Source organism: Alterinioella sp. B-7 (assembly GCF_056857775.1).
Map to the genome: position 1 here is coordinate 39,460 of NZ_JBSXNT010000026.1, position 22,913 is coordinate 62,372.

Below are 22,913 nucleotides of genomic sequence, written 5' to 3' on the forward strand. Positions count from 1 at the left end.
GCCCTATCCCTTGTCCGCAAGCTGCTCGCGGATCTCACGGATCACCTGCGCCCAAAGCTCGGGCGGTTGCGCGCCGGGCAGGGCGTGCTGACCCGCCACGATGAAACAGGGCACGCCGGTGACGCCGCGGTCGCGGGCATGGGCGTCGCGGGCGCGGATGTCGTCGGTATCAGCATCGCCCGCCAGCAGGCGCAGGGTCATGGCGCGGTCCATCTCCAGCGCTTCGGCGATGTCGGCCAGCACGGTGGCGTCACCGATATCGCGCCCCTCCTGAAAATATGCCTTGAAGAGGGCGGCCACCATCGGCGTCTGCCGCCCTTCCAGTCCCGCCCAATGGATCAGGCGATGCGCGTCCAGCGTGTTGGGCGTGCGCGCGATGCTCTCGAAATTGATCTTGAGCCCCGCTTTCTCTGCCGCTTCGACCACCGGTGCATAGGCCCTGACCGCGCCCTCCTTGCCGCCGAACTTCGCCTCCAGATAGGCGCGCCGGTCCATCCCCTCGCGCGGCATGTCGGGGTTGAGCTGGAACGGATGCCATTCGACGGTGAAGGGGTGATCGCCCGCCGCCTCCAGCGCCCGGTCGAGATTGGCCTTGCCGATGAAGCACCAGGGGCAGATCGGATCCGAGATGATGTCGAGCTTGATCATGAGCGGTCTTTCAGTTTGCGGGCCAATGCCCGTCGGTCCAGCTTGCCATTGGCGCCGCGCGGCATGGCGTCGAGATAGATATAGAGGCGCGGGCGCTTGTAGCCAGCCAGGGCGCGCGCCGCGAGGTCGGCCAACGCGCGGTCGGGCTGCGGCTCCCCGGTATAGGCCAGCGCGATGACCTGCGTGTCGCCAAGCGGATAGGACAGCGCCGCGACCTCTGTGACGCCGCGCGCGTCCTGGAAGGCGACCTCGATCTCCTGCGGTGCGATGCGGTAGCCGCCCGCGGTGATCACGTCGTCGATGCGGCCATGATAGGCGATGGCACCGTCACCCACGCGCGCGACCCGGTCCCCGGTGAGGAAATGCGCGCCAGACAGGGGCAGGTCGACCGTGTCGCCGTCGAGGTAGCCGAGCATCAGGCCGGGTTCATCGCGGTGGATGGCCAGCGTGCCGATGCTGCCGTCCTCGACCGGGGTGTTCGCCTCGTCCAGAATGGCAATCCTGCGCCCCGGCTGCGCAAAGCCGAGCGTGTCGGGCGGCGCGGGCCGGTCGGGGCTGCCCGAGATGAAGGTGGAACATTCGGTCATGCCAAGCGCCTCGTGAATCTCGGTTCCTGTGGCCTTGTGCCACTGCGCACGGATGGGTTCGGGCAGTTTCTCGCCCGCCGAAAGGCCGTGGCGGAGTTTCGGCATGGCGGGCAGGGGGGTGCGCAACAGCTTGCGGTAGATGCCGGGTACGGCGGCAAAGATCGTCGCGTCATGGCGTTTGAGGAGAAGCGGCAGCGCCTCGGGCGCGGTATCGGGCGCGGGGATCAGCGCGGTCGCGCCCACGGACCAGGGGTCGAGCAAGCCTGTGCCGAGCGTGAAGGACCAGTTGAAGGCGCCCGCATGCAGCACGCGGTCGCTCTCACGCAAGCCATACCAGCCGTCATACATCGCCCGCCGCGCCCAGATCGCGCGATGGGCATGGGCGACGGCCCGCTGCCCGCCGGAGGTGCCGGAGGTGAAGAGGATATAGGCCAGCCGGTCGGGATCGCCCAAGGCATAATCGGCGGGCTCATGCGCGGTGAGGCGGTCCAGATCGGTCACGACCGGGCAGGGCAGGGGACCCGGCAGGGCGATGCCGTCCTCGGCCAGGATCAGGCGCGGAGGGGCGAGGCGTGCCAGCGCCGTGATCTCGGGCACGGTCAGCGCGGCGGAGGTCGGGACGGGGACCAGACCCACGGCGATGCAGGCAAGGTAGGCGACGGGAAAAGCAGGCCGGTTGCCGAGGCGCAGAAGCACGCGGTCACCGGGGACAAGCCCCTCGGCCAGCAGCCCCGCCGCCATCCGGCGCACGGTGTCTTCGAGCCGCGCATAGCTCCAACGGTCGGCGCGGGCAGGCGACAGTACCGCCAGCGCCACCTTGTCGGGATGGGTCGCCGCCGACGCCAGCACATGGGCGGCAAGGTTGAAGGGGGCGGGGCAGGTCATGGCAGCGGGCGTAAGCAAGACGCTGACCCATGGCAAGGGTGCGGGATCGTTTCCGGGTAGCGTGGGGTCGGTTTTCCCTGGCTCGTCCCTTTCGGCCCAGACCGCGAAAACCGGCACCTGACGGGCAGGACCCTAACCGAACATCGCCGCCAGATCGGCGCTGCCTCGCGTCCCGATATTCTCGCCGTGGCGCTCAAGAAACCGGTCGCAGGCGCGTTCGCCCGCATCGCGCAGCTTGTAGAGAACCTGGGGCACCGGCACGGTCTTGGTGGCAACGGAGAGCTGCGCCATCAGGTCGTCATCGGCGATCATGTGGACATGGATATTCTTCATCGTGCCGGGCGAAAGCGCGCCATCGGCCAGCAGGCGCTGGACGAAGGAGATCGCGCGCAATTCCCGCAGGAGCGAGGTGTTGAAGCCGATCTCGTTGATCCGGTTCTGGATCGCGCGGGCGGTCTTCGGCACATCCTCGCGGTAGAGCGGGTTGATATTGACGATCACGATATCGGCGGGCAGGTCGGGGGCGAAAAGCGGGAAGAGCGCCGGGTTGCCGGTATAGCCGCCATCCCAATAGGCCTCCTCCATCCCCGTCACCGGATCGGTGATCTCGACCGCCTGGAAGAGCGTCGGCAGGCAGGCCGAGGCCAGGATCGCGTCGCTGGTGATCTCGTGGCCCGAAAAGACCCGGATCTTGCCGGTGCGCACATTGGTGGCGCAGATGTGGAAGACGGGGCCGGCCTCACCGCAGACCTCGTCATAGTGAAACCGGCGCACGACGGGTTCCAGCGGGTTCTGGTAGAAGGGCCCGTAGGCGTAGGGGCTGACCACGCGGCTGAGCGCGTCCGACATCGCGAAGGGGAGCGAGGCCTCGATGATCTGGCTGATCGCCGAGGGCGAGGCGGCATCGAGCCAGCCCGCGAAGCGCAGGTCGGTGATCGCGCCCATCTGTTGCCAGAGCCATTCCAGGTTCTCGCGCGCGAGGTCTCGGCTGCCCTCGGCAAGGCCCGCCTTGAGCGCGGCCCCGTTGAGCGCGCCCGCGGAGGTGCCGGAAATACCCGCGATCTCGATCGAGGGCTCGCGCAGCAGCCGGTCCAGCACGCCCCAGGTGAAGGCGCCATGCGCGCCGCCGCCTTGCAGGGCCAGGTTGATCTGTTTGCGGGTCATGGCGGGCCTTGTGTGAGGGGGGTGAGGGCGGGATGCCTCCCCTTTCAGCGGCATGACGCCGCCTGTCGGGCAATGGGCGGGGATATTTGCGGAACAAAGAAGGGGGCGGGGGTCGTCAAGGTGAAGGGCGCGCGCGTTAACCTTAACCGGGATGGGGTAAGGTTAACGCAAGCGGGTCAGAGCGCGGTCCAGCCGCCATCGACGCTGATCGTCGTGCCGGTGATCTGGGCGGCCGCGTCCGAGCACAGGAAGACGGCGGTGCCGCCCATCTGCTCGACCGTCGCGAACTCCTTTGAAGGTTGGCGTTTCAGCATCACGTTTCTGATCACTTCATCCCTGCCCATGTCGTATTCCTTCATCGTGTCGGGGATCTGCGCCTCGACCAGCGGCGTCAGCACATAGCCGGGGCAGATTGCGTTGCAGGTGATGGGCTCCTCCGCGGTTTCCAGCGCGGTGGTCTTGGAAAGGCCCACGATGCCGTGCTTGGCAGCGATATAGGCGGATTTGTAGGGGCTGGCGGTCAGGCCATGGGCTGAGGCGATGTTGATCACCCGGCCCCAACCGGCCTTGCGCATCAGTGGCAGTGCTGCGGCAGTGGTATGGAAGGCCGAGCTGAGATTGATGGCGATGATCGCGTCCCATTTCTCGGTCGGAAATTCGGGGATCGCGGCGACATGCTGGATGCCCGCGTTGTTGATCAGGATATCGCAGGCTCCGGCTTGCGCGATCAGGTCGCGGCACTCGTCTGCGTTCGACATGTCGGCCTTGATATAGCGCGCGGTAACGTCGAATTCCTTGGCGACGTCGCGGGCCAGAGCGTGATCCTCCTCGCGGTCGGTGAAGGAGTTCAGGACCACATCCGCGCCCGCCCGCGCCAGTTCGCGCGCGATGCCGAGGCCGATGCCTGAGTTGGAGCCGGTAATGACGGCGGTCTTGCCGGAAAGCGAGGTGGTGATGGCCATGGGGCTGCTCCGAAATGCTGATTTTGGCGCATCCTATCTGCGGAGTTTGCGAGATGCGAGAGGCGGTTCTAACCGGTGGGCTTGGGCACGTCCCCGAAAAAGCCGGTGATCCGTGTCAGGCGGCCATCCGGGCCGATCTGGCCGAAATCGACACCGTGGATTGCGACCGATCCGTCGGCGGCGCGCATGTGCCAATCGAATCGCAGGTTCTGGCCGTAGCCCTGCACGCCGCTGGTCACCTCGATTCGCGCGCCCGGATAGGTGGCGTGGACAGACGCGATATGGCGGCTGAGCGCCGCGCGCCCCTTGGCGCGGACCGAGGGATCCTCATAGACCCCATCCTTGGCCCAACAGCGTTCCAGAAGGCCAAGGCGCGCCTGCTCGTCCTCTTCCAGCCACGCGGCCCCATATGTTGCGATCAGCGCGTCGGGGGTCATGGCCGCTCTCCCTCCATGCTCGGGACCACTTGCCAAAAAAAACGCCAGCACAAGGCTGGCGTTAAGTTATTGAGGCAGGTTTCATACAGGCAAGAAACCTATCGAGCAGTGATCCCTTTATAAGCAATAGCTTGCCCAGAGTCCAACCGAAAAGTTTGAAAGCCGGGACGGGGGCGGGTAGCGTCGGGGGTAATCAAACAAAGGGCAGGGGAGATTGTCCACAAATGCTGAAAGATTGTTTCACGCGGGCAGCGAAGATTCTGGGGGTCTGGGTGTGCCTGGCCGGGGCCGCGCAGAGCGAGCCCATGCACGGGATCGCGATGTATGGCGAGCCTGCGCTGCCGCCGGGTTTCACGCATCTGCCCTATGCCAATCCCGACGCCCCCACGGGCGGGCGGATCGTCACCGGCGAGGTCGGCAGTTTCGACAGTCTGAACCCGCATATCCGGCAGGGCCGGGTGCCGTGGCAGCTGCGATTCCTTGCCTACGAATCGCTCATGGGCCGGTCCTATGACGAACCGTTCACGCTTTATGGGCTGCTCGCCGAATCGGTCGAGGCCGATCCCGATGGCCTCTGGGTCGAGTTTCACCTGCGCCCCGAGGCGCGGTTTTCCGATGGCAGCCCGGTCACGGTCGAGGATGTGATCTGGAGCTACGAGACGCTTGGGACCGTTGGCCACCCGCGCTACCTCAATGCCTGGTCCAAGGTGGCCAGCATCGAGCCGGTGGGCGAACGCGGTATCCGCCTGACCTTCAACGAACCCGACCGCGAATTGGCGCTGATCATGGGCATGCGCCCGATCCTGCAACGTGCCCAATGGGAGGAGAACGCGTTCACCGAAAGCGGGCTGGACGTGGTGCCGATCGGCTCGGCCCCGTATGTCGTGACCGATTTCGAAGCGGGGCGCTATGTCTCGCTGACGCGCAACCCCGATTACTGGGGCGCCGATCTGGGGTTCCGGCGCGGCACCAACGTGATCGACGAGGTCCGGCTGGAGTTCTTCGGCGACGGCACCGCCATGTTCGAGGCCTTCATCGCGGGCGAGATCAACACCATCCGCGAGACCAATGCCGCGAATTGGGAAAACAACTATGATTTCCCCCGCGCCCAATCGGGCGAGGTCGTGTTCTCGGAGATCCCCCATGAACGCCCCACCGGCATGTTCGGCTTTGCCATGAACACGCGCAGCCCCCAGTTTCAGGACTGGCGCGTGCGCGAGGCGATGATCCAGGCCTTCAATTTCGAATATATCAACCAGACCCAGAACGGCGGAACCGAGCCGCGCATCACCTCCTATTTCTCCAACTCCATCCTGGGGATGAATGAGGGCGCGGCCGAGGGCCGTGTGGCGGAATTGCTGGAGCCCTTCGCCGACGATCTTCTGCCCGGCGCGCTGGAAGGCTATACATTTCCGGTCACCGATGGTCGCCCCGCAAACCGGGCGGGCATCCGCGAGGCGCTGCGCCTGATGGAGGCGGCGGGCTACAGCGTCGAGGATGGCGTCATGGTCGATGGCGACGGGCAGCCCTTCAGCTTCGATATCGTGCTGCAACAGGGCAGCGCCGAGATCCAGGCCATCATCAACATCTACCTTGAGGCGCTGGACCGGCTTGGCATATCGCCCAATGTCACCACCGTGGACAGCGCGCAATACCGCGAACGCACCGACCGGTTCGACTATGACATGACCTATTTCGAGCGTGGCGTATCGCTGTCGCCCGGTAATGAGCAATACCTCTACTGGGGCTGTGACATGGCCGATACGGAAGGCAGCCGCAACCTGATGCGGGCCTGCAACCCGGCCATTGACGCGATGATCGGCGAGATGCTGACCTCGGCCGACCAGGAGGATTACCGCGCCGCCGTGCGGGCGCTGGACCGGGTGCTGACCTCGGGGCGCTACGTGATCCCGATCTGGTATTCGCCGATCAGCCGTATCGCGCATGACCGGGCCCTGCGCTACCCCGAGACCTTGCCGATCTATGGCGATTTCCTGGGGTTCCAGCCCGATGTCTGGTGGTATGAGGAATAAGGCGATCTGACGTCGATCCATCAAGCGCGCCGGGGCAAGGGGCCTTCGGCGCGTTTTCTTGTCAGATGTCAGGCATCTTCGCGCGTGCGGCGCTCGGCCCTGTCGTCGATGTCTTCATCCGGGTCAGGCTGGTATTGCGGGTCGATCTCCAGCAGCACCGCCTCCTCGGACACCTCCTTGGGCGGCTTGGTGCTGGGATAGACCAGCCCCGCCGAGATCACCAGCTTGGCGGCATCCTCGACGCTCATCTCCAGCACCTGTACATCCTCGCGCGGCAGGAACAGCAGAAAGCCCGAGGTCGGGTTCGGCGTCGTCGGCAGGAAGACCGAGATCATCGCCTTGTCATGGCTTGATGCGATCTCGCCCTTGGCGTCGGTCGAGATGAAGGCGATGGCCCAGATCCCCTTGCGCGGATATTCCACCAGGCAGGCCTTCTCGAACGAGCCCTTGCCTTGGGCCAGCACCGTTTCGGTGATCTGCTTGAGCCCTGAATAGAGCGAGCGCACACCGGGGATCGAGAGGACGACCGACTCGGAGGTGCGAATGAGCGACCGGCCGATCAGCCCCTTGGCGATCCAGCCCACCAGGATGGTGAAGAGCAGGATCATCACCAGGCCGATACCGCGGATGTCGATATTGGTGCCGAGATAGCGGTTGATCAGGGTCGCGGGGTTATAGGCCTCGGGCAGGAAGGGCAGCACCCAGGAATCGATCCAGCCGATGAGCGACCAGATCAGCCAGGCGGTCAGCGCAATCGGCACGATCACGACGAGGCCGGTCAGGAAACTCGCCTGCAGAGACGAGATCCAGCCGCGCCGGGGCGGCTCTGGGGGTTTGGGCAGTTCCATGCGGGGCTCAAGCGTCCAAGGGGGAGGTCCGTTATACTTAGTAAGGGCGCGGCCCCCGCCTTACAAGGACGCAGCGTCACCCCGGCTGTTCAAAATCGCGCGGGCGATCTCCGCGGCCAGCCGGGCATTGTTCAGAACAAGGGCGATATTGGCGCTGAGGCTGCGGCCTTCGGTCAACTCGAAAAGGCGTTGCAGCAGGAAGGGCGTGACCGCCTTGCCGGCGATGCCGCGCGCTGTCGCCTCGTTCTGCGCATCGGCAATCAGCGGGGCGAGGTCTCGGGCCGGGATCTCGGCGGCGACTGGGATCGGGTTGGCGACAAGCTGGCCACCGGGCAGGCCGATACGCTCGCGCATAAGGTGGGCCCGCGCAATGGCCTCGGCGCTGTCCATGCGCAGGGGCGCGGTGATCCCGCTTTCGCGTGACCAGAAGGCCGGAAACCCGTCCTGGCGGTAGGCGATGACGGGCACGCCCTGGGTTTCCAGCACTTCCAGCGTCTTGGGGATGTCGAGGATCGCCTTGGCCCCGGCGGCGACCACCGTCACCGGGGTTTGCGCCAGTTCCATCAGGTCGGCGGAGATGTCGAAACTGTCCTCGGCCCCCTTGTGGACGCCGCCGATGCCGCCGGTGGCAAAGACCCGGATGCCCGCCAGATGCGCCGCGATCATGGTCGCCGCGACGGTCGTGGCCCCGGTCTTGCCCGCCGCCATGGCGACCGCGAAATCGGCGCGGCTGAGCTTCATGACATCCCCGGCCTGCGCCAGCGCCTCAAGCTCCGAGGCGGTCAGGCCGATATGGATCTGCCCCTTGAGCACGGCAATCGTGGCAGGGACCGCGCCCGCGTCCCGCACCACGCGTTCCACCGTCTGCGCGGTTTCCAGGTTCTGCGGATAGGGCATGCCATGCGTGATGATGGTGCTTTCCAGCGCCACCACGGGGGCGTTTTCGGACTGCGCCTGCGCCACCTCGGGCGAGAGCGTGATGAAATCGGGCGTCATTCTGTGTCTCCTGCAACGTAAGTCGCGGCGGTCTGCAAGGCGGTCTCCAGCGCGGCCTCGGGCGTCTGCCCGCGCGCTTCCGCCGCGATATGCGCCGCCATGAAGGTATCGCCCGCGCCGGTGACGCGGCGGGGCTGGATCAGCGGCGGGGCCTTGCCGATGATGCGATCGGGGCTGGCATCGACCGCCGCGCGCGCCCCGTCGGTGACCAGAACCCGCATGGCGCCCGCCTCCAGCATCGCCGCCGCCCCAGCCTCGGCGCTGGTTACGGTCCGGCCCGAGATCAGCCCCGCCTCCTCGCAATTGACATAGAGCGTGGCACGGGAGTGGCCCAGGAACACGCAAAGCCGTTCCGCCTTGCCGGGCGAGGCGGGGGCGATGCGCAGATCGGCCTGCGCGAAGACGGGGTTTTCCGCGATCTCACCCAACAGCGCGGTGGTCAGGTTGCCATCCAGCGCGATGAGGCCGGTCCAGGGGGCGCCAGGGCTGGCCAGCCTGCCATCTTCCAGCGGTTCCAGGATGCGCGCGCCCGCCGTCTCAAGCGAATGGGCATCGGCGATTGCGGCGATCAGCTGCCCCTGCGCCTCGACCGCCATGTAATGATCGGTCGGCAGGTCTCGGTCAATCAGCATATGACGCACCCCAAGGCCCATGCCCACACAGGCCGCCAGCAGCGCGCGCCCCTCGGCATCGTCGCCCACCACGCTCAACAGCTCAGGGTGCATCGCCTCATGACGCAGCTGCATGGCGATATTCAGCGCCACGCCCCCCGGAATGCGCCTGATGCGGCCCGGCTTGTCATTGCCCGCCAGCATGGCGTGATCCGAGCGCCCGATAATGTCCCACAGGACCGAGCCGATGCACAGGATATCGGGGGTGGTGCTCATGCGGCCTTCCCTAGCCAGCCCGGTGACCAAGGTCCACGCCTTTTGCTTTCATTTTGCCGAAAATACCTGCGGGGGAGCGCGAGGGGGCAGCCGGCCCCCTCGCATCGGTCGGATTGCGCAGCAATTCGACACCGCGTGAAAAAAGGGCTGGGGGCTTGCCATTCCCCGCAGCCTGACATAAAGCGCACCCACTTCACAGGTGAAGGCGGGCCAAGAGGGGAGACATCCCTTGCGGTCCACCGGTTGGGCTTCCGCCCTCATCCTTCACCAAGGCATAAACCGGAAACAAGGAAAACAAGCATGGCGCTTCCTGAATTCTCCATGCGTCAGCTTCTCGAAGCTGGCGTTCACTTCGGCCACCAGACGCAGCGTTGGAACCCCCGCATGGGCGAGTTCATCTATGGCGCGCGCAATGGCATCCACATTCTCGACCTGACGCAGACCGTTCCGATGCTGGACGCGGCGCTGAATGTCGTACGCGAAACCGCCGCCAAAGGCGGCCGCATCCTCTTCGTCGGCACCAAGCGGCAGGCGCAGAAGCCCGTCGCCGACGCCGCAGAACGCTGCGCGCAATATTACATGAACCACCGCTGGCTCGGCGGCACGCTGACCAACTGGAAGACCGTCTCGGCCTCGATCTCCCGCCTCAAGTCGATCGACGAGGCGATGGAATCGGGCACCGAGGGCCTGACCAAGAAAGAGCGTCTCGGCATGGAGCGTGACCAGGCCAAGCTGCAGGCCTCGCTCGGCGGGATCCGCGAAATGGGCGGCGTTCCCGACCTGCTTTTCGTCATCGACGTCAAGAAGGAAGACCTGGCCATCGCGGAAGCCAAGAAGCTCGGTATTCCGGTCGTCGCCGTGGTCGATACCAACTGCTCGCCCGATGGCGTCGATTACATCATCCCCGGCAATGACGACGCGGCCCGCGCGATCTCGCTCTATTGCGACCTCGTGGCGCGTGCTGCGCTGGACGGCATGACCGCGCAGATGGAAGGCGCAGGCGTCGACCTGGGCGCGCTGGAGGAAAGCAGCGTCGAGGAAGTGCTGACCGGCGAGACGGCAGAGGCTGCCCCCGCCGAGGACACGCCCGCCGAAAGCTGAAGACCGCACCTGAGCCCGGGACCGGCTTTGCCGCTGGTCCCGCAATGTTCTGCAAGAATATCAAGAGGATATGACCCATGGCAATCACTGCTGCAATGGTCAAGGAGCTGCGCGACACCACCGGTGCCGGCATGATGGACGCGAAGAAAGCGCTGACCGAAACCGATGGCGACATGGACGCCGCGGTTGACTGGCTGCGCACCAAGGGGCTGGCCAAGGCCGCCAAGAAATCGGGCCGTGTCGCCGCAGAAGGTTTGGTGGCCGTCGCCGTCGAAGGCGGTGTCGGCGTCGCGGTCGAGGTGAACTCCGAGACCGATTTCGTCGGCAAGAACGCCGAGTTCCAGGACATGGTGTCGCGCATCGCCAAGGTCGCGCTGAGTGTCTCGGATGTGGACGCGCTGGCCGCGGCCGACATGGGCGGCAAATCCGTCGCCGACACGCTGACCGCCAAGATCGCCACCATCGGCGAGAACATGACCCTGCGCCGCATGGCGCGCGTCGAGGGCGAGACCGTCATCTCCTATGTCCATAACGCCGCCGCGCCCGACATGGGCAAGATCGGCGTCCTGGTCGCGCTTTCGGGCGGTGACGAGGCCATTGGCAAACAGATCGCGATGCATATCGCCGCCGCCAACCCCGCAGCCCTGTCCGAGGATGACCTGGACCCCGCCGTGGTCGAGAAGGAAAAGCAGGTTCAGATGGATATTGCCCGCGAATCCGGCAAGCCGGAGCAGGTGATCGAGAAGATGATCGTGGGCCGGATGAAGAAATTCGTTGCAGAATCCACGCTTCTGAACCAGCAATTCGTGGTCAACCCCGATGTCACCGTCGCCGAGGCCGCGAAAGAGGCTGGCGCCACCGTCACCGGCTTTGTCCGGCTGGAAGTGGGCGAAGGCATCGAGAAGAAGGAAGAGGATTTCGCAGCCGAGGTTGCGAAGGCCGTTCAGGGGTAAGCCGCACCGCTTATCCCGGCGGGCCCCGTCGCGGGCGACCGCCAGAAGGGCAGAGATCTTGGGAGGGGTCTCTGCCTTTTCATGTTTCGGGGGAAGGACGGATAAGAAGCGGCGCAAATCCTGAGGGACGAGACGGAAAAGCGCCGCTTCTTAACCTGATATCCCGATGTGGTGGCCGGTTGGGGATGGCCGTTCGTCGGGTCTTGGTGACCCGCCGCCGATCTGAAATCCGACCGGCGGACTGGGTCAGGTCCGGGACGAACCCGGTTTGCGGACCACCGGGGTGAAAAATGCCCCCGATGGCCCCAATGCTCCTGACCGAGAAAATTTCAGTCATCACTCACGGAACCCCGTCAGATTGACGTAAAGTAAGCCAAAGCAAAAGTCAGGTTTCCCCTACCTTTGGGCGGAAACCTGCCAGCCAATCGGTGGCCAAAGCGCTTTGAGGGCGGTGGTTTTCCGCGCTCGGTCAGCGAATCGCAGGCTGATCCTCAAGCACGAAGATTTGGTTCAGGATCGAGGCCTTGCGCACCGCCTGCGCCGTGGTCTCGACGCCCAGGGTATCGCGCGCGCCGCGCAGGTGCTTGTCCACCGTGGCCGGTTTGCGCCCCAGAAGCAGCGCGATGTCCTGCACCGATTTGCCATCTGCCACCAGTTCCAGAACCTCGCTCTGGCGCGGGGTCAAGACGCGGCTCTGGCCTGTCGCGGGCAATTGCGTGATGCACAGATGCGCGACGTGGTTGATGATCTCGATCTCTTCGCCCTTGATCTGCCACAGCGCGTCGACCTCATCCTGGGTGACGCCGCGCTTCGCAGTCAGGCCGATCCCGGCGGCGGCGCGTTTGACGGCCATCGGAAAGGCGATCGTATAGCCCGCGGTCAGCCCGTATTTGCGGTTCAGCTCGATCACGCTGCGCTGTCCCGGCGACAGGTCGCCACCCGCCATGAAGGACTCGCGGATCACCCGCCAACTGGTCGAGCCGACATTGCGCGTCGCCCAGTTCAGCATCGGCGCATCCCGGAACAGCCCTTGCGAGACGTAGGAATCGACGTAATCGGCGGGATGATTGGTCAGGATCAGCGCATCCTCGGGATCGCTGAACGTGTTGGCGGTCTGAAAGCAGGTATAGGCGTAGAACAGCCGGTCGAACCCGTAATCGGCCATCAGGCCGGTGTGGTATTCCCACAGGTCATCGACCGTGCGGGCATCGAGATATGCGCGCAGCTGCTTCACGGGGCAGGGGCCTTGAGGTGATCGGCCATGGCGCGTACCGCCAGCGGATAGCCCGGCGCGCCGAACCCGGCGATGACGCCCAGGCAGACCGGCGCGATCATCGAGACATGGCGGAACGCCTCGCGCGCATGGGTGTTGCTGAGATGCAGTTCGATCACGGGGATCGAAATGGCGCTGATCGCATCGCGCAGCGCGACCGATGTGTGCGTATAGGCCCCGGCATTGAGGATCACGCCGTCCTGATCCTCCATCGCGCCGTGCAGCGCATCGACCAACGCGCCTTCCTGGTTCGATTGCGCAAAGCCCAGGGTCACGCCCGAACGCTCGGCCTCGGACCGGCAAAGCGCCTCGAGGTCGGCCAATGTCGTGGTGCCGTAGATGGCGGGCTCTCGCTGACCCAGAAGGTTCAGGTTCGGCCCGTTCAGGACAAGTATTCGCATTTCAGTTCCCCAACTGGTGACAGGTATAGCGGGTGGCGAAAGCCGCTGTCGAGACAGGAATATGGTGCGGCGCTTTTGGGGGCTGCCGTCTTGGGGCGGGCTGTGGTGACTGAAGCGGGGTGCGGTTGGGCAAAAGCGCTTTAACAACGCTTCTTAATAGTCTGATATAACGTCATGTATTTGATCTAGAGTCCCGTCCGTATGGGTGCATATTATTTACATAATCATGATTATCAGATTGCGATTTCGGATATTTGCGCCACGCCTGTCGATCCCTGACACCGCAACCGGCATCCCTCACGCGGTCCGCGCCTGACGGCGCAGCGCGGCCAGCGTCACCGGCGGGCCGATCACTTCAAACACCACGGTCGAGGCAATCGTCAGCGACATGATCGTCACCGCCCAATCCGGCATGGTTTCCGCGGCCACCAACGCCATGCCGACCGCGACACCCGCCTGGGGCATCAGGGCCGGCCCATAGAGATGGACCTCGGAGGCCGGCACCCGCCCTACCCGCGCCCCGATCTCGGCGCTGATCAGCCGCGCGACGATGCGCAGGCCCACATAGGCCGCCGTGATCCAGCCGAGCGCCCAGAGCGCGTCAAGCTCCAGCGAGGCACCCGCCAGCAGGAAGAAGAGCAGCATGAAGGGCAGTTCGATCTGCTCGATTTCGTTGAAGGCATAGTCGTGGTGGCGCGCGAAATTGGCGATCATCGCCCCCGCCGTCATGCCTGCGATCAGGAAGGACACCTCGAACCACAGTGCCAGTCCGGCGGTCAGGAAGACGATCCCGTAAGCCTCGGTCCTCAGCGGCTCACCGGGTTTCAGGCGCCCCGTCAAGGCCGCGGCAGGCCCGCCGACGATCAGGCCCAGAAGGATCGCGCCGCCGATCTCGTAGCCTGCCGTCACCAATGGCCCGGACCAGCCGCCCGAGCCATGCACCAGCGCCAGGCTGATGCCAAAGAGGATCAGGCCCCAGACGTCGTCGATTGCGACGATGCCGCCAAGCGTCTCGGTAAAGCTGTTGCGCAGGCCCGATTGGCGGATCACATCGGCCATGGCGGCGGGCGCCGTCGCGGTGGCAATCGCGCCCAGAAGCAGCGCCAGGCCCGGATCGAGCCCCAGGAGGCTGAGCCCGCCCCAGACGATCAGCGCCGTCCCGATCACGATCATGATTGAGATGGCAAAGATCGCGCGGCCATGCAGCGACAGGTTCTCGCGCGTCAGGTCCGCCCCAAGCAGGAAGGCCACCATGGTCAGCGCCACGACCGAGATCGGCTCGAACCAGTCATGCGCCTGCGCTGGCAACAGGTTGAACCCGGATTGCCCCGCCATGAGCCCGATCAGCAGCAAGAGCGTCACGCGCGGCAGCCGGGTCATCCGCCCGATGTGATCGGCGGCCAGCCCGCCCAGGAACAGCACGCCGAGCGTGATCAGCAGGACTGGCTGGTCCATGGCGCGGGGCCTCCCGGGTCCGGTCAGCGCAGCAGGTTCAACGCGTCCATGTCGATGCCCAGGGGCCCGCTCAGATCGGCGATCGCGTCATAGAGCAGTTCCAGCGAATATTGCGGGTTATGGGCGTAGTTGCCGGGATCGGCTGTCACCAGCTTCCAGTTGAAGGCGGCGCGCAAGGATCGCGGCGTCCAGGCGGAATAAGCGACGGGGCGGCCTTCGGACATGTCGATCTCGCCGTCATTATTGGCGTCCGAGAAGAAATACGGGTAGCGGTTGCCGTCATAGATGACCGGGGCCTCGGCGATCTCGACGGTATAGGCCTCGATCAGGCCCAGAAGCGTATCGGCATTGGCCATGATGTCCGAGCGGATGCCGACCGAGGTGTCGCCACTGCCGTCATAGCTTTGCCGCGCGATGCGGATCTCCTGGGGGCTGTCGGCCAGGTGGCAGGTCAGGCAGGGCTCGAATTCAACCTCCAGTGTGTGCGGCTGATGGCAGGAATTGCAGCTTGCCACGGGCCGCGCGTGGAAGAAGCGGCCGGAATATTCCTGCCCTTCGTACTGGTAGCCCGCTGCGCCATACCCGCCGAGCCAGGTGGCGGCTGCGGTGGCGTAATGCGGATTGATGAAGCGCAGTTCGGCATTCGGCTCATCATCCGGAAGCCCCGCGATGGCCTCGACCACGTCGATCCCGGCGGAGCGCCCCTGGTGACAGGTCAGGCACGAAGCCTCGACGCCCTGGACGGGATGCACGACGCCACTTGGAAAGGTGATCTCCTCGATCTGCGCCAGTCCGGCATTGTGGCAGGTGCCGCAATCCACGACACCGCCGACATTGATGGGGCCGTCGACGACGCCCGCGGGCGTGCCATCCAACCCGTGGAAATCGCGGAACCCCTCGCCCGAATGGCAGGTGGCGCAGGAGGCGTTGATCTCGCCCTCGTCGTCCCAATGGCTGAAGGCTTGCGAGGCCGCGTTGGCGTGGGCCGAACGGAACCAGTCGGCAATCGCCTGGTCATTGCCGATCTCGATCTCGGCAGGCGTGAAGGGCCCTGATTGCGGCAGCGCGAAGGGGATGACCGCCTCCTCGCCCGTCTCCGTATCGGTTGTCTGGCCGAAGACCGCCCCGCCGGCGATCATGGCGGCAAGCCAGACCGCGATGACAAATCCGCGCGCGCGCAGACCGGACGGGAAGAGATGGGATGAAATCGACATGACAGATCCTCGATTTGTTCACAAAACATTCACGCGCCCTGAGAGCCTAAGCCGCATGGGCGATGCTAATCAATCCACCCTGCCCCGCCTTGACGTGAATCAATTCCCTTGCATCCTGTCTTTGCTACCGTGCGCGCAGGATGTGTCGGGACGTGCCGCGAGGGCGTAGCCTCTGGTCAGGTAATCGAGTGGGGACAGGATGGCAGTTGCAATATCCCGTGCCGGGCTGAGCCCGGTTTTCTCCTCGCCGCCCGCCTCCCCCGACATCGCGGAGGTCCAGACCGAGGAGGCGGCAGTGCGCCCGCCTGTCGGGGCCAACCTGCATGTCACGCCGCTGGTGTCCGAGGGCGATCTTGTTGCGCAAGGCGCGGCGGTGGCCTGCCTGCGCCATGCGCCCGATATCTGTTTCACGGCGCCCATCGCGGGACGCATCGCGCGGATGTCGCTCCTGCCGGGAAAGAAACTGTCCGAGGTGGTGATCTTCCGCGAGGCGAATGGCGGCGTTGAGCGCCACGCGACCGACCGGGCCGACATGGCTGGCGGGTTGCGCGCGCTGCTGCAGGGCGCGGGCGTCTGGCCATGGCTCAGGCGGCGGCCCTTCGGGGGCATGCCCGCGCAAGATGAGACGCCCGCCGCAATCGTCGTCATGGCCAGCGACACGCGGCCCCTCGCCCCTGCCCCGCAATCGGCGGTTGAGGGGCGCGACGAGGATTTCGCCCGTGGCCTGCACGCCCTGACCCGGCTGACCGAGGGGGTGGTGATCGTCTGCGGGCCGGTCGCGCCCGACCTCGATCATGACCGCATCCGCATCGTCCCGCGCGGAGGGCGCCATCCGCAAGGCTCCGCCGGGATCTGCATCCATCAGCTTTGCCCCGCCACGCTGGACAACCCGGTCTGGGACATCCACGCCGAGGATGTGGCCGCCATCGGCGCGCTGGTGGAGACAGGCCAATTGCCGATGACACGGCTGGTGCATCTTGCCGGGGCGGCCCTGCGCGAGGGGCGGATGGTGCGCACCCATCCCGGTGCCGACCTGCGGCAGCTCACGCAGCGTATCGCCCTGCCCGGCCCCCATGTCCTGATGTCGGGATCGCCGCTGGACGGGCATGTCGCGCAGTGGCTGGCGCCGCGCCACCGCCAGGTCACGGTATTGCCGCGCGAAGAGGCAGGGCCCCGCCCGCATTGGCTGATCGCGGCGCTGACAAGATCCGTTATCGGCAGGCCCGTCATTCCCTCGGCCGCGCTGACACAGGCTTTCGGGGGTGCCCTGCCCGCCGTGCCGTTCCTGCGCGCGCTTGGCGCGGGCGACGAGGAAACCGCGACCCGGCTCGGCCTGCTGTCGCTGCTGGAGGAGGACGTCGCGCTGGCCGATTATGTCCTGGCCGAGGGCGGCACGCTGATGGCGCAACTGCGCGCCCTGCTCGACCGGATCCGCACGGAGGCCGCCGCATGACCCGTGGCCTCTGGACCCGCGAGACCGTGGCCCTGCTGCTGCTGGCCGCCTACCTGCCGCTGATGCTGTTCTGGCTGTGGTTCGGCGGCGCGGGCGCGCTGGCGCAGCTTGGCCTTGCGCTGCTGGTCGTGGCGGTCTGGCACCTCGTCTTCATGCTGGTGCGGGCGCAGCCGCCCTCGCTGGCCGCGATCTCGACGGCGCTGGCCATCGCGATGCTGGCGCCCGAGGGGCTCGGCGCGTTCCGCATGGTCCTGGGCATCAGTTTCGGCGTGGTGATGGGCGAGCTTGTCTTCGGCGGCTGGGGCCGCAACGTGGTGCATCCCGCGACGGTCACGCTGTCCTTCCTGGGTTTCGGCTTTCCCGGCTTCGGCTGGCCCGGTTTCGACGATCCCGTCGCCTGGGCGGCGATCCCGGCGGCGCTGATCGGCGTGGCAACCGGCGTCATGCCGCTGGCCCTGTTCGCGGGGGCCGGTGTGGTGGCGATTGCCGCCGTCTTGGCCGGGGTCTTGCCCGATCCGGTGATCTTCGCGGGTGGCATCGCCCTTGTGCTGCTGGTCGCCGACCCCGTCACCAGCCCCGCCACGCAATTGGGCCGCGTCACGGGCGGCGCGCTTTATGCCGCGCTGGTCGTCATGTTCGCCATGCAATGGACCGGGGCCGCGCCGGTGCAGATCGCTGTCGCCGCCGCCCTGCTCACCTCCCTCGTCGCGCCGCTGCTGGACGAAGCCGCGCTGGCGCTCTGGGTCGCTCAACGCAGGAGGCGACATGGCCGCACGTGACTGGAACCCGCTGCGCCGCTTGCTGGCGCTGCCCAATGAAAGCCGCACCAAGACGATCCTGGTGGCCTTCCTGGTCTCGGCCATCTCGGCGGCGCTGGTCAGCGGCGCGACCGTCTGGCTGCGCCCGATCCAGGCCGCCAACCGCGCCGCCGAGGAACAGGCCCGCATCGCCGCACTGGTGCAGGGCATTCCCGGCATGAGCGACCTGCTGGAACAATCGGGCGGTACGCTTTCGACCGTGGTGATCGACCTCGACCGGGGCCGCGCCGCCGCGGAGGTGACGCCCGCCACGCTGGAGGCGGCCCTCGCAGATCCCGCGAACTGGACCGTGCTCGATGCCGGTCAGAACATCGCGGGGCTCGGCCAGCGGCCCAACTTCGTGCAGGTCTATCTGCTGCGCGACGGCGATACCGTTTCGCTGCTGCTGCTGCCGCTCAGCGGCCAGGGCTATGGCGGGCGCATCGACGCCATCATGGCGCTGCGCGGCGACATGAACACGATCGCCGGTATCGCCGTCACGCAGCACTCGGAAACGCCGGGATTGGGCGCGCGGATCGAGGAGAGCTCGTGGCGGGCCAGCTTTCCGGGCACCGAATTGCGCGACGCGAGCGGCGAGTTGCGCTTTCGCGTCGCGCGCGGCCCCGCCTCGGGCGTGCACGAGGTCGATGGCATCACCGGGGCCACACGCACCGGGCGGGGCGTGACGCAGATGGTGCGTTTCTGGCTCGGGCCGGATGGCTACGGGCCCCTGCTGGACGCCATCGAGCGCGGGGAGTTCTGAGCCATGGTCGCCCGCGCCCCGTACTGGAAAACCCTGACCGAACCGCTGATCCGGCAGAACCCGGTCACCTTGCAGATCCTCGGCCTCTGCTCGGCGCTGGCGGTCACGACGACGCTGGCCACGGCGCTGACCATGTCGGTGTCGTTGACGATCGTGGTCACGCTGTCTTGCGGTATCATCAGCCTGATCCGGCGGCACATTCCCGACACCATCCGGATGATCGTGCAGATCGTGATCATCGCGGCGATGGTGATCGTCATCGACCAGTTCCTGCAGGCCTATTTCGCCGAGATCAGCCGGGCGCTGTCGGTCTATGTCTGGCTGATCACCACCAATTGCGTGGTGATGGCCCGGACCGAAACCTATGCCAGCCACAACCCGCCGCTGCCGTCGATGGTCGATGGCTTCGGCTATGGCCTTGGCTATTCGCTGATCCTCATGATCCTCGGCGGCCTGCGCGAGCTGTTCGGCAAGGGCGAGCTGTTCGGGGCGCAGGTGCTGCCGCTGGCCGATCAGGGCGGCTGGTTCACGCCGCTCAGCCTGATGCTGCTGGCGCCTTCGGGGTTCTTTCTTCTGGGCGGGATGGTCTGGGCGATCCGTTCGATCCGGCCCGAACAGGCCGAGGCCCCCGAGCACGCGCCCCCGGAACGGATGGAGCCCGCGCAATGAGCGATGCCTGGAACCTGTTTTTGCTTGCGGCTTTCGTCGATAACATGCCGCTGACGCTGTTCCTGGGGCTTTGCACCTTCCTGGCGCTGTCGCGGCGAACCGAAAGCGCGATCGGGCTCGGCGTGGCGATGACCTTCGTGCTTGGCGTGTCGGTGCCGCTGAACCACCTGATCTACCAGGCGGTCCTCGCACCCGGCGCCTGGGCATGGGCGGGCAGGCCGGAGCTGGACCTCTCCTATCTCGCGCTCATCGCCTTTATCGGGGTGATCGCGGCGATCGTGCAGCTGCTGGAGATGGTGCTGGATCGCTACTTTCCGCGCATCCACGCGGCCTTTGGCGTCTTCCTGCCGCTCTTGACCGTGCAATGCGTCATCCTGGGCGGCAGCCTGTTCATGGTCGAGCGCAGCTACAATTTCGCCCAGTCCGCCGTCTTCGGGTTCGGCAGCGGCGTCGGGTTTTTCGTGGCCGTGGTGATGCTGAGCGCGATCCGGGTGCGGCTGGCCTATGCCGACCTGCCGGCCGGGTTGAGGGGGCTCGGCATCGCCTTCGTCCTCACCGGCCTGATGTCGCTTGGCTTTGCTTCCTTCACACAGATGGCGGCGGCGCAATGACCGAGGTTCTGCTGGGAAGCCTGATCATCGTGGCGCTTGTCGTCGGACTGGCCGCAGGGCTTCTGGCCGCGCGGCGGCGCCTGATCCCCGATGGCGGCATCGACATCACGGTCAACGAGGCGCTGCACCTGGTGGCGCGGCGCGGTGCCAAGCTGCTGGCGGTTCTGCACAATGCCGACATCCGGATCCCGGCGGCCTGCGGCGGTGTCGGAACCTGCGGGCAGTGCCGGGTGACGGTCACCGGCGAGGGGGCCGGAGAAACCCAGGCGACCGAGCGTGCGCTGCTGTCGCCGCAGGAACGGCGGGCGCGGGTCCGCCTGGCCTGCCAGACCAGCCTGCATGGCGACTGCGCGGTGCAGGTGCCCGAAAACGCGCTGACCGCGGGGGGCGGGACGGTCTGCACGGTGGCCTCGACCCGGATGCTGGCACCGCTCATCCGCGAGATCGTGGTCGAGCTGCCCGAGGATCACCCGACCGAGTTCCGCGCGGGCGACTTCATGCAGATCACCGCCCCGCCCTACACGCTGGATTTCGCCGATCTCGACGTGCCGTCCGCCTTTCGGGACGCCTGGGAGATCGCGGGGTGGCGGGCCCTGCGCAGCCGCTCAAGCGCGGTCGTGACGCGGGCCTATTCACTGGCCAGCCGCCCCGAGGATGCCGGACGCGCGGTGTTCAACATCCGCCTCGCGGTGCCGCCCGCGGGCCAGGAGGAGGAGATCCCGCCGGGCGTGGTCTCGTCCTGGCTGTTCTCGGTCGCGCCGGGGGATCAGATCACCCTTTCCGGCCCCTTCGGGGATTTCCACGTCCAGCCCACGGGGCGCGAGATGGTCTATGTCGGCGGCGGTGTCGGCATGGCCCCCCTGCGCGCGATGATCCACCAGGAACTGGGGCGCGGCAGCGACCGGCGCATCCGCTATTTCTACGGCGCGCGCACCGCGGCCGACCTGTTCTATACCGAGGAATTCAGCACGCTGGCGGCGCGCCACGACCATTTCAGCTGGACCCCGGCGCTGTCCGACCCCGCGCCGGGCGACCGCTGGACCGGGGCCACCGGCTTCGTGCACGAGATCCTGCGCGCCGAGATGGCGGGCCACCCTGCCCCCGAGGAATGCGAATACTACCTCTGCGGCCCGCCGGTGATGATCTCGGCGGTCCTGTCCACGCTGGCGCGGCTCGGGGTTGAGCCCGCCTTGATCTTCTACGACGATTTCGGAGCCTGACCGATGATGACACGCGCCAACATGATCACGCGCCGCGCCGCCCTCGGGCTGATCGGGGCCGCACTTGCCTTGCCGCGCGCGGGGCTGGCGTCGAACCTCGATACGCTCGGCGGCAACGCCTTCGGGACCGGCTGGCGGATTGCCGGGAGGGACACCCCCACCCGTCTCGGCCCCGCAATCGAGGTGCTTTTCGCCCGGATCGACGCGCAGTTCTCGCCCTGGCGCAGGGATAGCGGGATCAGCCGGATCAACGCCGCGCCCGCGGGCGCGCAGGCGGTGGAGCCCGAAATCGCTCAGGTGACGGCAGCGGCGCTGGACATCGCGCGGCAGAGCGAGGGGGCCTTTGACCCGACCGTCGGGCCGCTGGTGGCGCAATGGGGGTTTGGCCCGATCGGCGGCACCGGCGCACCCGGCTGGCGCGGCATCGCCATCGCACCCGAGGGGCTGACCAAGGCGCGCGGCGACCTGACGCTGGACCTTTGCGGTATTGCCAAGGGTTGGGCGCTGGACCGCGCGGCGGATCTGGCGCGGGCGGAGGGCGTCACCGACATGCTGCTTGACCTTGGCGGCGAGTTCGTGGCGCTCGGCACCCATCCCGAGGGGCGCGACTGGCGCATCGCGGTGGAATCCCCCCTGCCCGCGCAGCCCCCCACGCAGGCCCTGCGCCTGCCCCCCGGCATGGCGGTCGCGACCTCGGGCGTGCGGGCACAGAGCTATGTTCTGAACGGGCGCCTCTACAGCCATATCATCGACCCGGAGACCCGCGCGCCCGCGTCGGGGCGGTTGCGGTCCGTGACGGTGGCGGCAGGCGATGCGATGACGGCGGATGCCTGGGCCACGGCGCTTTTCGCGGCGGGCGATGAGGGCGGGCCGGACCTGGCCGCGACCCGAGACATCGCGGCGCTGTTCCTGTTTGAAACGGATGACGGGCTGCGCCAGCATCGCAGCGGCGCGATCCGGGACTTGATCCTGTGACGGAGGGAACCCACCAGTGGAACTGATCTTCGCCATCGCGATCACCGCCCTGGCGGCGGGCGGCATCGGGCTTGGGCTGGCCTTCGGGCGCGGACCCGTGCGCTCAAGCTGCGGCGCAACCGACCGCCTCGCCAAGGACCGCTGCGAGGATTGCCCGCTGCGCCGCGCGGCGCGGGAGGGCCGGAAATGACGCAATACCTGGTGCGTTCGATCATGCGCGCAGACCCGCCGACCCTGACCGCCGAGACACCGATCCGGCGCGCGGTGGCGGCGCTGGTCGATGCGAAATCCCCCGCCGCGCCGGTGCTTGGCGATGACGGGCGGCTGATCGGCATCTTGACGCAGAAGGACTGCTTCCGCCCCGCGCTGCATGCCAGCTATCACCGGGAATGGACGGGGCGCGTGGCCGATCACATGTCGCGCGAGGTGGTCTCGGTCGAGGCCGGCGACGAAGTGATCCGCGTGGCCGAGATGTTCCTCGACCAGCCGCATCGGGTGTTTCCGGTCCTCGATGGCGCGCGGGTGGTTGGCCTGCTGCGCCGCTCGGACGTTCTGGCGCTGCTGACGCGGATCGGCTGAGC

24 protein-coding genes are annotated in these 22,913 nt (G+C 66.7%); 12 read left to right on the forward strand and 12 right to left on the reverse strand.

Features of this window, described 5'->3' with window-relative positions:
• Positions 1-3: 3 nt before the first annotated feature.
• From AC13C7_RS06820 to AC13C7_RS06840, 5 genes are all read right to left on the reverse strand, one after another.
• A complete protein-coding gene (locus AC13C7_RS06820; RefSeq protein WP_482867006.1) occupies positions 4-648 on the reverse strand; it encodes a DsbA family oxidoreductase in 645 nt (214 codons plus the stop codon).
• Positions 645-2,120, reverse strand: a complete 1,476-nt coding sequence (locus AC13C7_RS06825; protein WP_482867007.1) for a class I adenylate-forming enzyme family protein — start codon at positions 2,118-2,120, stop codon at positions 645-647. Before AC13C7_RS06825 ends, AC13C7_RS06820 begins: the two co-directional genes overlap by 4 nt.
• Positions 2,121-2,252: 132 nt before the next feature.
• On the reverse strand, positions 2,253-3,284 hold the full coding sequence (locus AC13C7_RS06830) for a patatin-like phospholipase family protein (protein WP_482867008.1): 1,032 nt from the start codon (positions 3,282-3,284) through the stop codon (positions 2,253-2,255).
• 176 nt (positions 3,285-3,460) lie between these two features.
• Complete coding sequence (locus AC13C7_RS06835; protein ID WP_482867009.1) at positions 3,461-4,246, reverse strand: 3-hydroxybutyrate dehydrogenase; 786 nt, start codon at positions 4,244-4,246, stop codon at positions 3,461-3,463.
• A gap of 68 nt (positions 4,247-4,314) precedes the next feature.
• On the reverse strand, positions 4,315-4,683 hold the full coding sequence (locus AC13C7_RS06840; RefSeq protein WP_482867010.1) for a nuclear transport factor 2 family protein: 369 nt from the start codon (positions 4,681-4,683) through the stop codon (positions 4,315-4,317).
• Between the two features lie 224 nt (positions 4,684-4,907).
• Here AC13C7_RS06840 and AC13C7_RS06845 point away from each other — a divergent pair, with 224 nt between their 5' ends.
• Positions 4,908-6,716, forward strand: coding sequence for an extracellular solute-binding protein (locus tag AC13C7_RS06845; RefSeq protein WP_172319127.1), 1,809 nt, complete (start codon positions 4,908-4,910; stop codon positions 6,714-6,716).
• Between the two features lie 68 nt (positions 6,717-6,784).
• On the opposite strand, the gene AC13C7_RS06850 is transcribed toward AC13C7_RS06845, so the two are convergent.
• Genes AC13C7_RS06850 through AC13C7_RS06860 form a run of 3 tightly spaced genes read right to left on the reverse strand, consistent with a single transcriptional unit; the run spans position 6,785 to position 9,447 of the window.
• Positions 6,785-7,564 (reverse strand): DUF502 domain-containing protein, encoded by a 780-nt coding sequence (locus AC13C7_RS06850; RefSeq protein ID WP_172319129.1) that lies wholly within the window; start codon positions 7,562-7,564, stop codon positions 6,785-6,787.
• Positions 7,565-7,624: 60 nt separating this feature from the next.
• Positions 7,625-8,560, reverse strand: coding sequence for a pseudouridine-5'-phosphate glycosidase (locus tag AC13C7_RS06855; RefSeq protein ID WP_482867011.1), 936 nt, complete (start codon positions 8,558-8,560; stop codon positions 7,625-7,627).
• Positions 8,557-9,447: a PfkB family carbohydrate kinase gene (locus tag AC13C7_RS06860; RefSeq protein WP_172319133.1), complete on the reverse strand. Its 891-nt coding sequence runs from the start codon at positions 9,445-9,447 to the stop codon at positions 8,557-8,559. The genes AC13C7_RS06855 and AC13C7_RS06860 overlap by 4 nt, the downstream gene beginning before the upstream one ends.
• Positions 9,448-9,747: 300 nt before the next feature.
• On the opposite strand from AC13C7_RS06860, the gene rpsB reads away from it, so the two are divergent.
• Positions 9,748-10,548, forward strand: coding sequence for a 30S ribosomal protein S2 (rpsB, locus tag AC13C7_RS06865; RefSeq protein WP_482867012.1), 801 nt, complete (start codon positions 9,748-9,750; stop codon positions 10,546-10,548).
• A 77-nt stretch (positions 10,549-10,625) separates the two neighbouring features.
• The gene (tsf, locus tag AC13C7_RS06870) at positions 10,626-11,501 is read left to right on the forward strand and encodes a translation elongation factor Ts (RefSeq protein WP_446117319.1); all 876 of its coding nucleotides are present in this window, start codon (positions 10,626-10,628) and stop codon (positions 11,499-11,501) included.
• A gap of 469 nt (positions 11,502-11,970) precedes the next feature.
• Here the strand turns inward: tsf and AC13C7_RS06875 are convergent, their stop codons facing one another.
• The 4 genes from AC13C7_RS06875 to AC13C7_RS06890 all read right to left on the reverse strand — a co-directional run bounded on the left by AC13C7_RS06875 (position 11,971) and on the right by AC13C7_RS06890 (position 15,844).
• A complete protein-coding gene (locus AC13C7_RS06875) occupies positions 11,971-12,735 on the reverse strand; it encodes a LuxR family transcriptional regulator (RefSeq protein WP_482867013.1) in 765 nt (254 codons plus the stop codon).
• On the reverse strand, positions 12,732-13,175 hold the full coding sequence (aroQ, locus tag AC13C7_RS06880) for a type II 3-dehydroquinate dehydratase (RefSeq protein ID WP_446117321.1): 444 nt from the start codon (positions 13,173-13,175) through the stop codon (positions 12,732-12,734). The genes AC13C7_RS06875 and aroQ overlap by 4 nt, the downstream gene beginning before the upstream one ends.
• A gap of 297 nt (positions 13,176-13,472) precedes the next feature.
• On the reverse strand, positions 13,473-14,630 hold the full coding sequence (locus AC13C7_RS06885; RefSeq protein ID WP_482867014.1) for a cation:proton antiporter: 1,158 nt from the start codon (positions 14,628-14,630) through the stop codon (positions 13,473-13,475).
• 23 nt (positions 14,631-14,653) lie between these two features.
• Positions 14,654-15,844, reverse strand: coding sequence for a cytochrome c3 family protein (locus AC13C7_RS06890; RefSeq protein ID WP_482867015.1), 1,191 nt, complete (start codon positions 15,842-15,844; stop codon positions 14,654-14,656).
• Between the two features lie 199 nt (positions 15,845-16,043).
• Here AC13C7_RS06890 and AC13C7_RS06895 point away from each other — a divergent pair, with 199 nt between their 5' ends.
• Genes AC13C7_RS06895 through AC13C7_RS06935 form a run of 9 tightly spaced genes read left to right on the forward strand, consistent with a single transcriptional unit; the run spans position 16,044 to position 22,911 of the window.
• Positions 16,044-17,297 carry a Na(+)-translocating NADH-quinone reductase subunit A gene (locus AC13C7_RS06895; RefSeq protein WP_482867016.1) on the forward strand — a complete coding sequence of 418 codons (1,254 nt, stop codon included), beginning with the start codon at positions 16,044-16,046 and terminating at the stop codon, positions 17,295-17,297.
• Positions 17,294-18,076: an RnfABCDGE type electron transport complex subunit D gene (locus AC13C7_RS06900; RefSeq protein WP_172319142.1), complete on the forward strand. Its 783-nt coding sequence runs from the start codon at positions 17,294-17,296 to the stop codon at positions 18,074-18,076. The genes AC13C7_RS06895 and AC13C7_RS06900 overlap by 4 nt, the downstream gene beginning before the upstream one ends.
• A complete protein-coding gene (gene nqrC, locus AC13C7_RS06905) occupies positions 18,063-18,857 on the forward strand; it encodes an NADH:ubiquinone reductase (Na(+)-transporting) subunit C (protein WP_172319144.1) in 795 nt (264 codons plus the stop codon). Before AC13C7_RS06900 ends, nqrC begins: the two co-directional genes overlap by 14 nt.
• Before the next feature lie 3 nt (positions 18,858-18,860).
• Complete coding sequence (locus AC13C7_RS06910; RefSeq protein ID WP_482867017.1) at positions 18,861-19,526, forward strand: NADH:ubiquinone reductase (Na(+)-transporting) subunit D; 666 nt, start codon at positions 18,861-18,863, stop codon at positions 19,524-19,526.
• A complete protein-coding gene (gene nqrE, locus AC13C7_RS06915) occupies positions 19,523-20,137 on the forward strand; it encodes an NADH:ubiquinone reductase (Na(+)-transporting) subunit E (protein WP_172319148.1) in 615 nt (204 codons plus the stop codon). The genes AC13C7_RS06910 and nqrE overlap by 4 nt, the downstream gene beginning before the upstream one ends.
• The gene (gene nqrF / locus AC13C7_RS06920; RefSeq protein ID WP_482867018.1) at positions 20,134-21,357 is read left to right on the forward strand and encodes an NADH:ubiquinone reductase (Na(+)-transporting) subunit F; all 1,224 of its coding nucleotides are present in this window, start codon (positions 20,134-20,136) and stop codon (positions 21,355-21,357) included. The genes nqrE and nqrF overlap by 4 nt, the downstream gene beginning before the upstream one ends.
• Positions 21,358-21,360: 3 nt before the next feature.
• The gene (locus AC13C7_RS06925; RefSeq protein ID WP_482867019.1) at positions 21,361-22,332 is read left to right on the forward strand and encodes an FAD:protein FMN transferase; all 972 of its coding nucleotides are present in this window, start codon (positions 21,361-21,363) and stop codon (positions 22,330-22,332) included.
• A gap of 16 nt (positions 22,333-22,348) precedes the next feature.
• The gene (locus AC13C7_RS06930) at positions 22,349-22,522 is read left to right on the forward strand and encodes a hypothetical protein (protein WP_172319155.1); all 174 of its coding nucleotides are present in this window, start codon (positions 22,349-22,351) and stop codon (positions 22,520-22,522) included.
• Positions 22,519-22,911 (forward strand): CBS domain-containing protein, encoded by a 393-nt coding sequence (locus AC13C7_RS06935; protein ID WP_474888194.1) that lies wholly within the window; start codon positions 22,519-22,521, stop codon positions 22,909-22,911. The genes AC13C7_RS06930 and AC13C7_RS06935 overlap by 4 nt, the downstream gene beginning before the upstream one ends.
• Positions 22,912-22,913 lie beyond the last annotated feature (2 nt).

Bases quoted from the DNA above. Each gene is read 5' to 3' on its own strand.
- AC13C7_RS06820 (WP_482867006.1), bottom strand. From the start codon at position 648: ATGATCAAGCTCGACATCATCTCGGATCCGATCTGCCCCTGGTGCTTC.
- AC13C7_RS06825 (WP_482867007.1), bottom strand. From the start codon at position 2,120: ATGACCTGCCCCGCCCCCTTCAACCTTGCCGCCCATGTGCTGGCGTCG.
- AC13C7_RS06830 (WP_482867008.1), bottom strand. From the start codon at position 3,284: ATGACCCGCAAACAGATCAACCTGGCCCTGCAAGGCGGCGGCGCGCAT.
- AC13C7_RS06835 (WP_482867009.1), bottom strand. From the start codon at position 4,246: ATGGCCATCACCACCTCGCTTTCCGGCAAGACCGCCGTCATTACCGGC.
- AC13C7_RS06840 (WP_482867010.1), bottom strand. From the start codon at position 4,683: ATGACCCCCGACGCGCTGATCGCAACATATGGGGCCGCGTGGCTGGAA.
- AC13C7_RS06845 (WP_172319127.1), top strand. From the start codon at position 4,908: ATGCTGAAAGATTGTTTCACGCGGGCAGCGAAGATTCTGGGGGTCTGG.
- AC13C7_RS06850 (WP_172319129.1), bottom strand. From the start codon at position 7,564: ATGGAACTGCCCAAACCCCCAGAGCCGCCCCGGCGCGGCTGGATCTCG.
- AC13C7_RS06855 (WP_482867011.1), bottom strand. From the start codon at position 8,560: ATGACGCCCGATTTCATCACGCTCTCGCCCGAGGTGGCGCAGGCGCAG.
- AC13C7_RS06860 (WP_172319133.1), bottom strand. From the start codon at position 9,447: ATGAGCACCACCCCCGATATCCTGTGCATCGGCTCGGTCCTGTGGGAC.
- rpsB (WP_482867012.1), top strand. From the start codon at position 9,748: ATGGCGCTTCCTGAATTCTCCATGCGTCAGCTTCTCGAAGCTGGCGTT.
- tsf (WP_446117319.1), top strand. From the start codon at position 10,626: ATGGCAATCACTGCTGCAATGGTCAAGGAGCTGCGCGACACCACCGGT.
- aroQ (WP_446117321.1), bottom strand. From the start codon at position 13,175: ATGCGAATACTTGTCCTGAACGGGCCGAACCTGAACCTTCTGGGTCAG.
- AC13C7_RS06885 (WP_482867014.1), bottom strand. From the start codon at position 14,630: ATGGACCAGCCAGTCCTGCTGATCACGCTCGGCGTGCTGTTCCTGGGC.
- AC13C7_RS06890 (WP_482867015.1), bottom strand. From the start codon at position 15,844: ATGTCGATTTCATCCCATCTCTTCCCGTCCGGTCTGCGCGCGCGCGGA.
- AC13C7_RS06895 (WP_482867016.1), top strand. From the start codon at position 16,044: ATGGCAGTTGCAATATCCCGTGCCGGGCTGAGCCCGGTTTTCTCCTCG.
- AC13C7_RS06900 (WP_172319142.1), top strand. From the start codon at position 17,294: ATGACCCGTGGCCTCTGGACCCGCGAGACCGTGGCCCTGCTGCTGCTG.
- nqrC (WP_172319144.1), top strand. From the start codon at position 18,063: ATGGCCGCACGTGACTGGAACCCGCTGCGCCGCTTGCTGGCGCTGCCC.
- AC13C7_RS06910 (WP_482867017.1), top strand. From the start codon at position 18,861: ATGGTCGCCCGCGCCCCGTACTGGAAAACCCTGACCGAACCGCTGATC.
- nqrE (WP_172319148.1), top strand. From the start codon at position 19,523: ATGAGCGATGCCTGGAACCTGTTTTTGCTTGCGGCTTTCGTCGATAAC.
- nqrF (WP_482867018.1), top strand. From the start codon at position 20,134: ATGACCGAGGTTCTGCTGGGAAGCCTGATCATCGTGGCGCTTGTCGTC.
- AC13C7_RS06925 (WP_482867019.1), top strand. From the start codon at position 21,361: ATGATGACACGCGCCAACATGATCACGCGCCGCGCCGCCCTCGGGCTG.
- AC13C7_RS06935 (WP_474888194.1), top strand. From the start codon at position 22,519: ATGACGCAATACCTGGTGCGTTCGATCATGCGCGCAGACCCGCCGACC.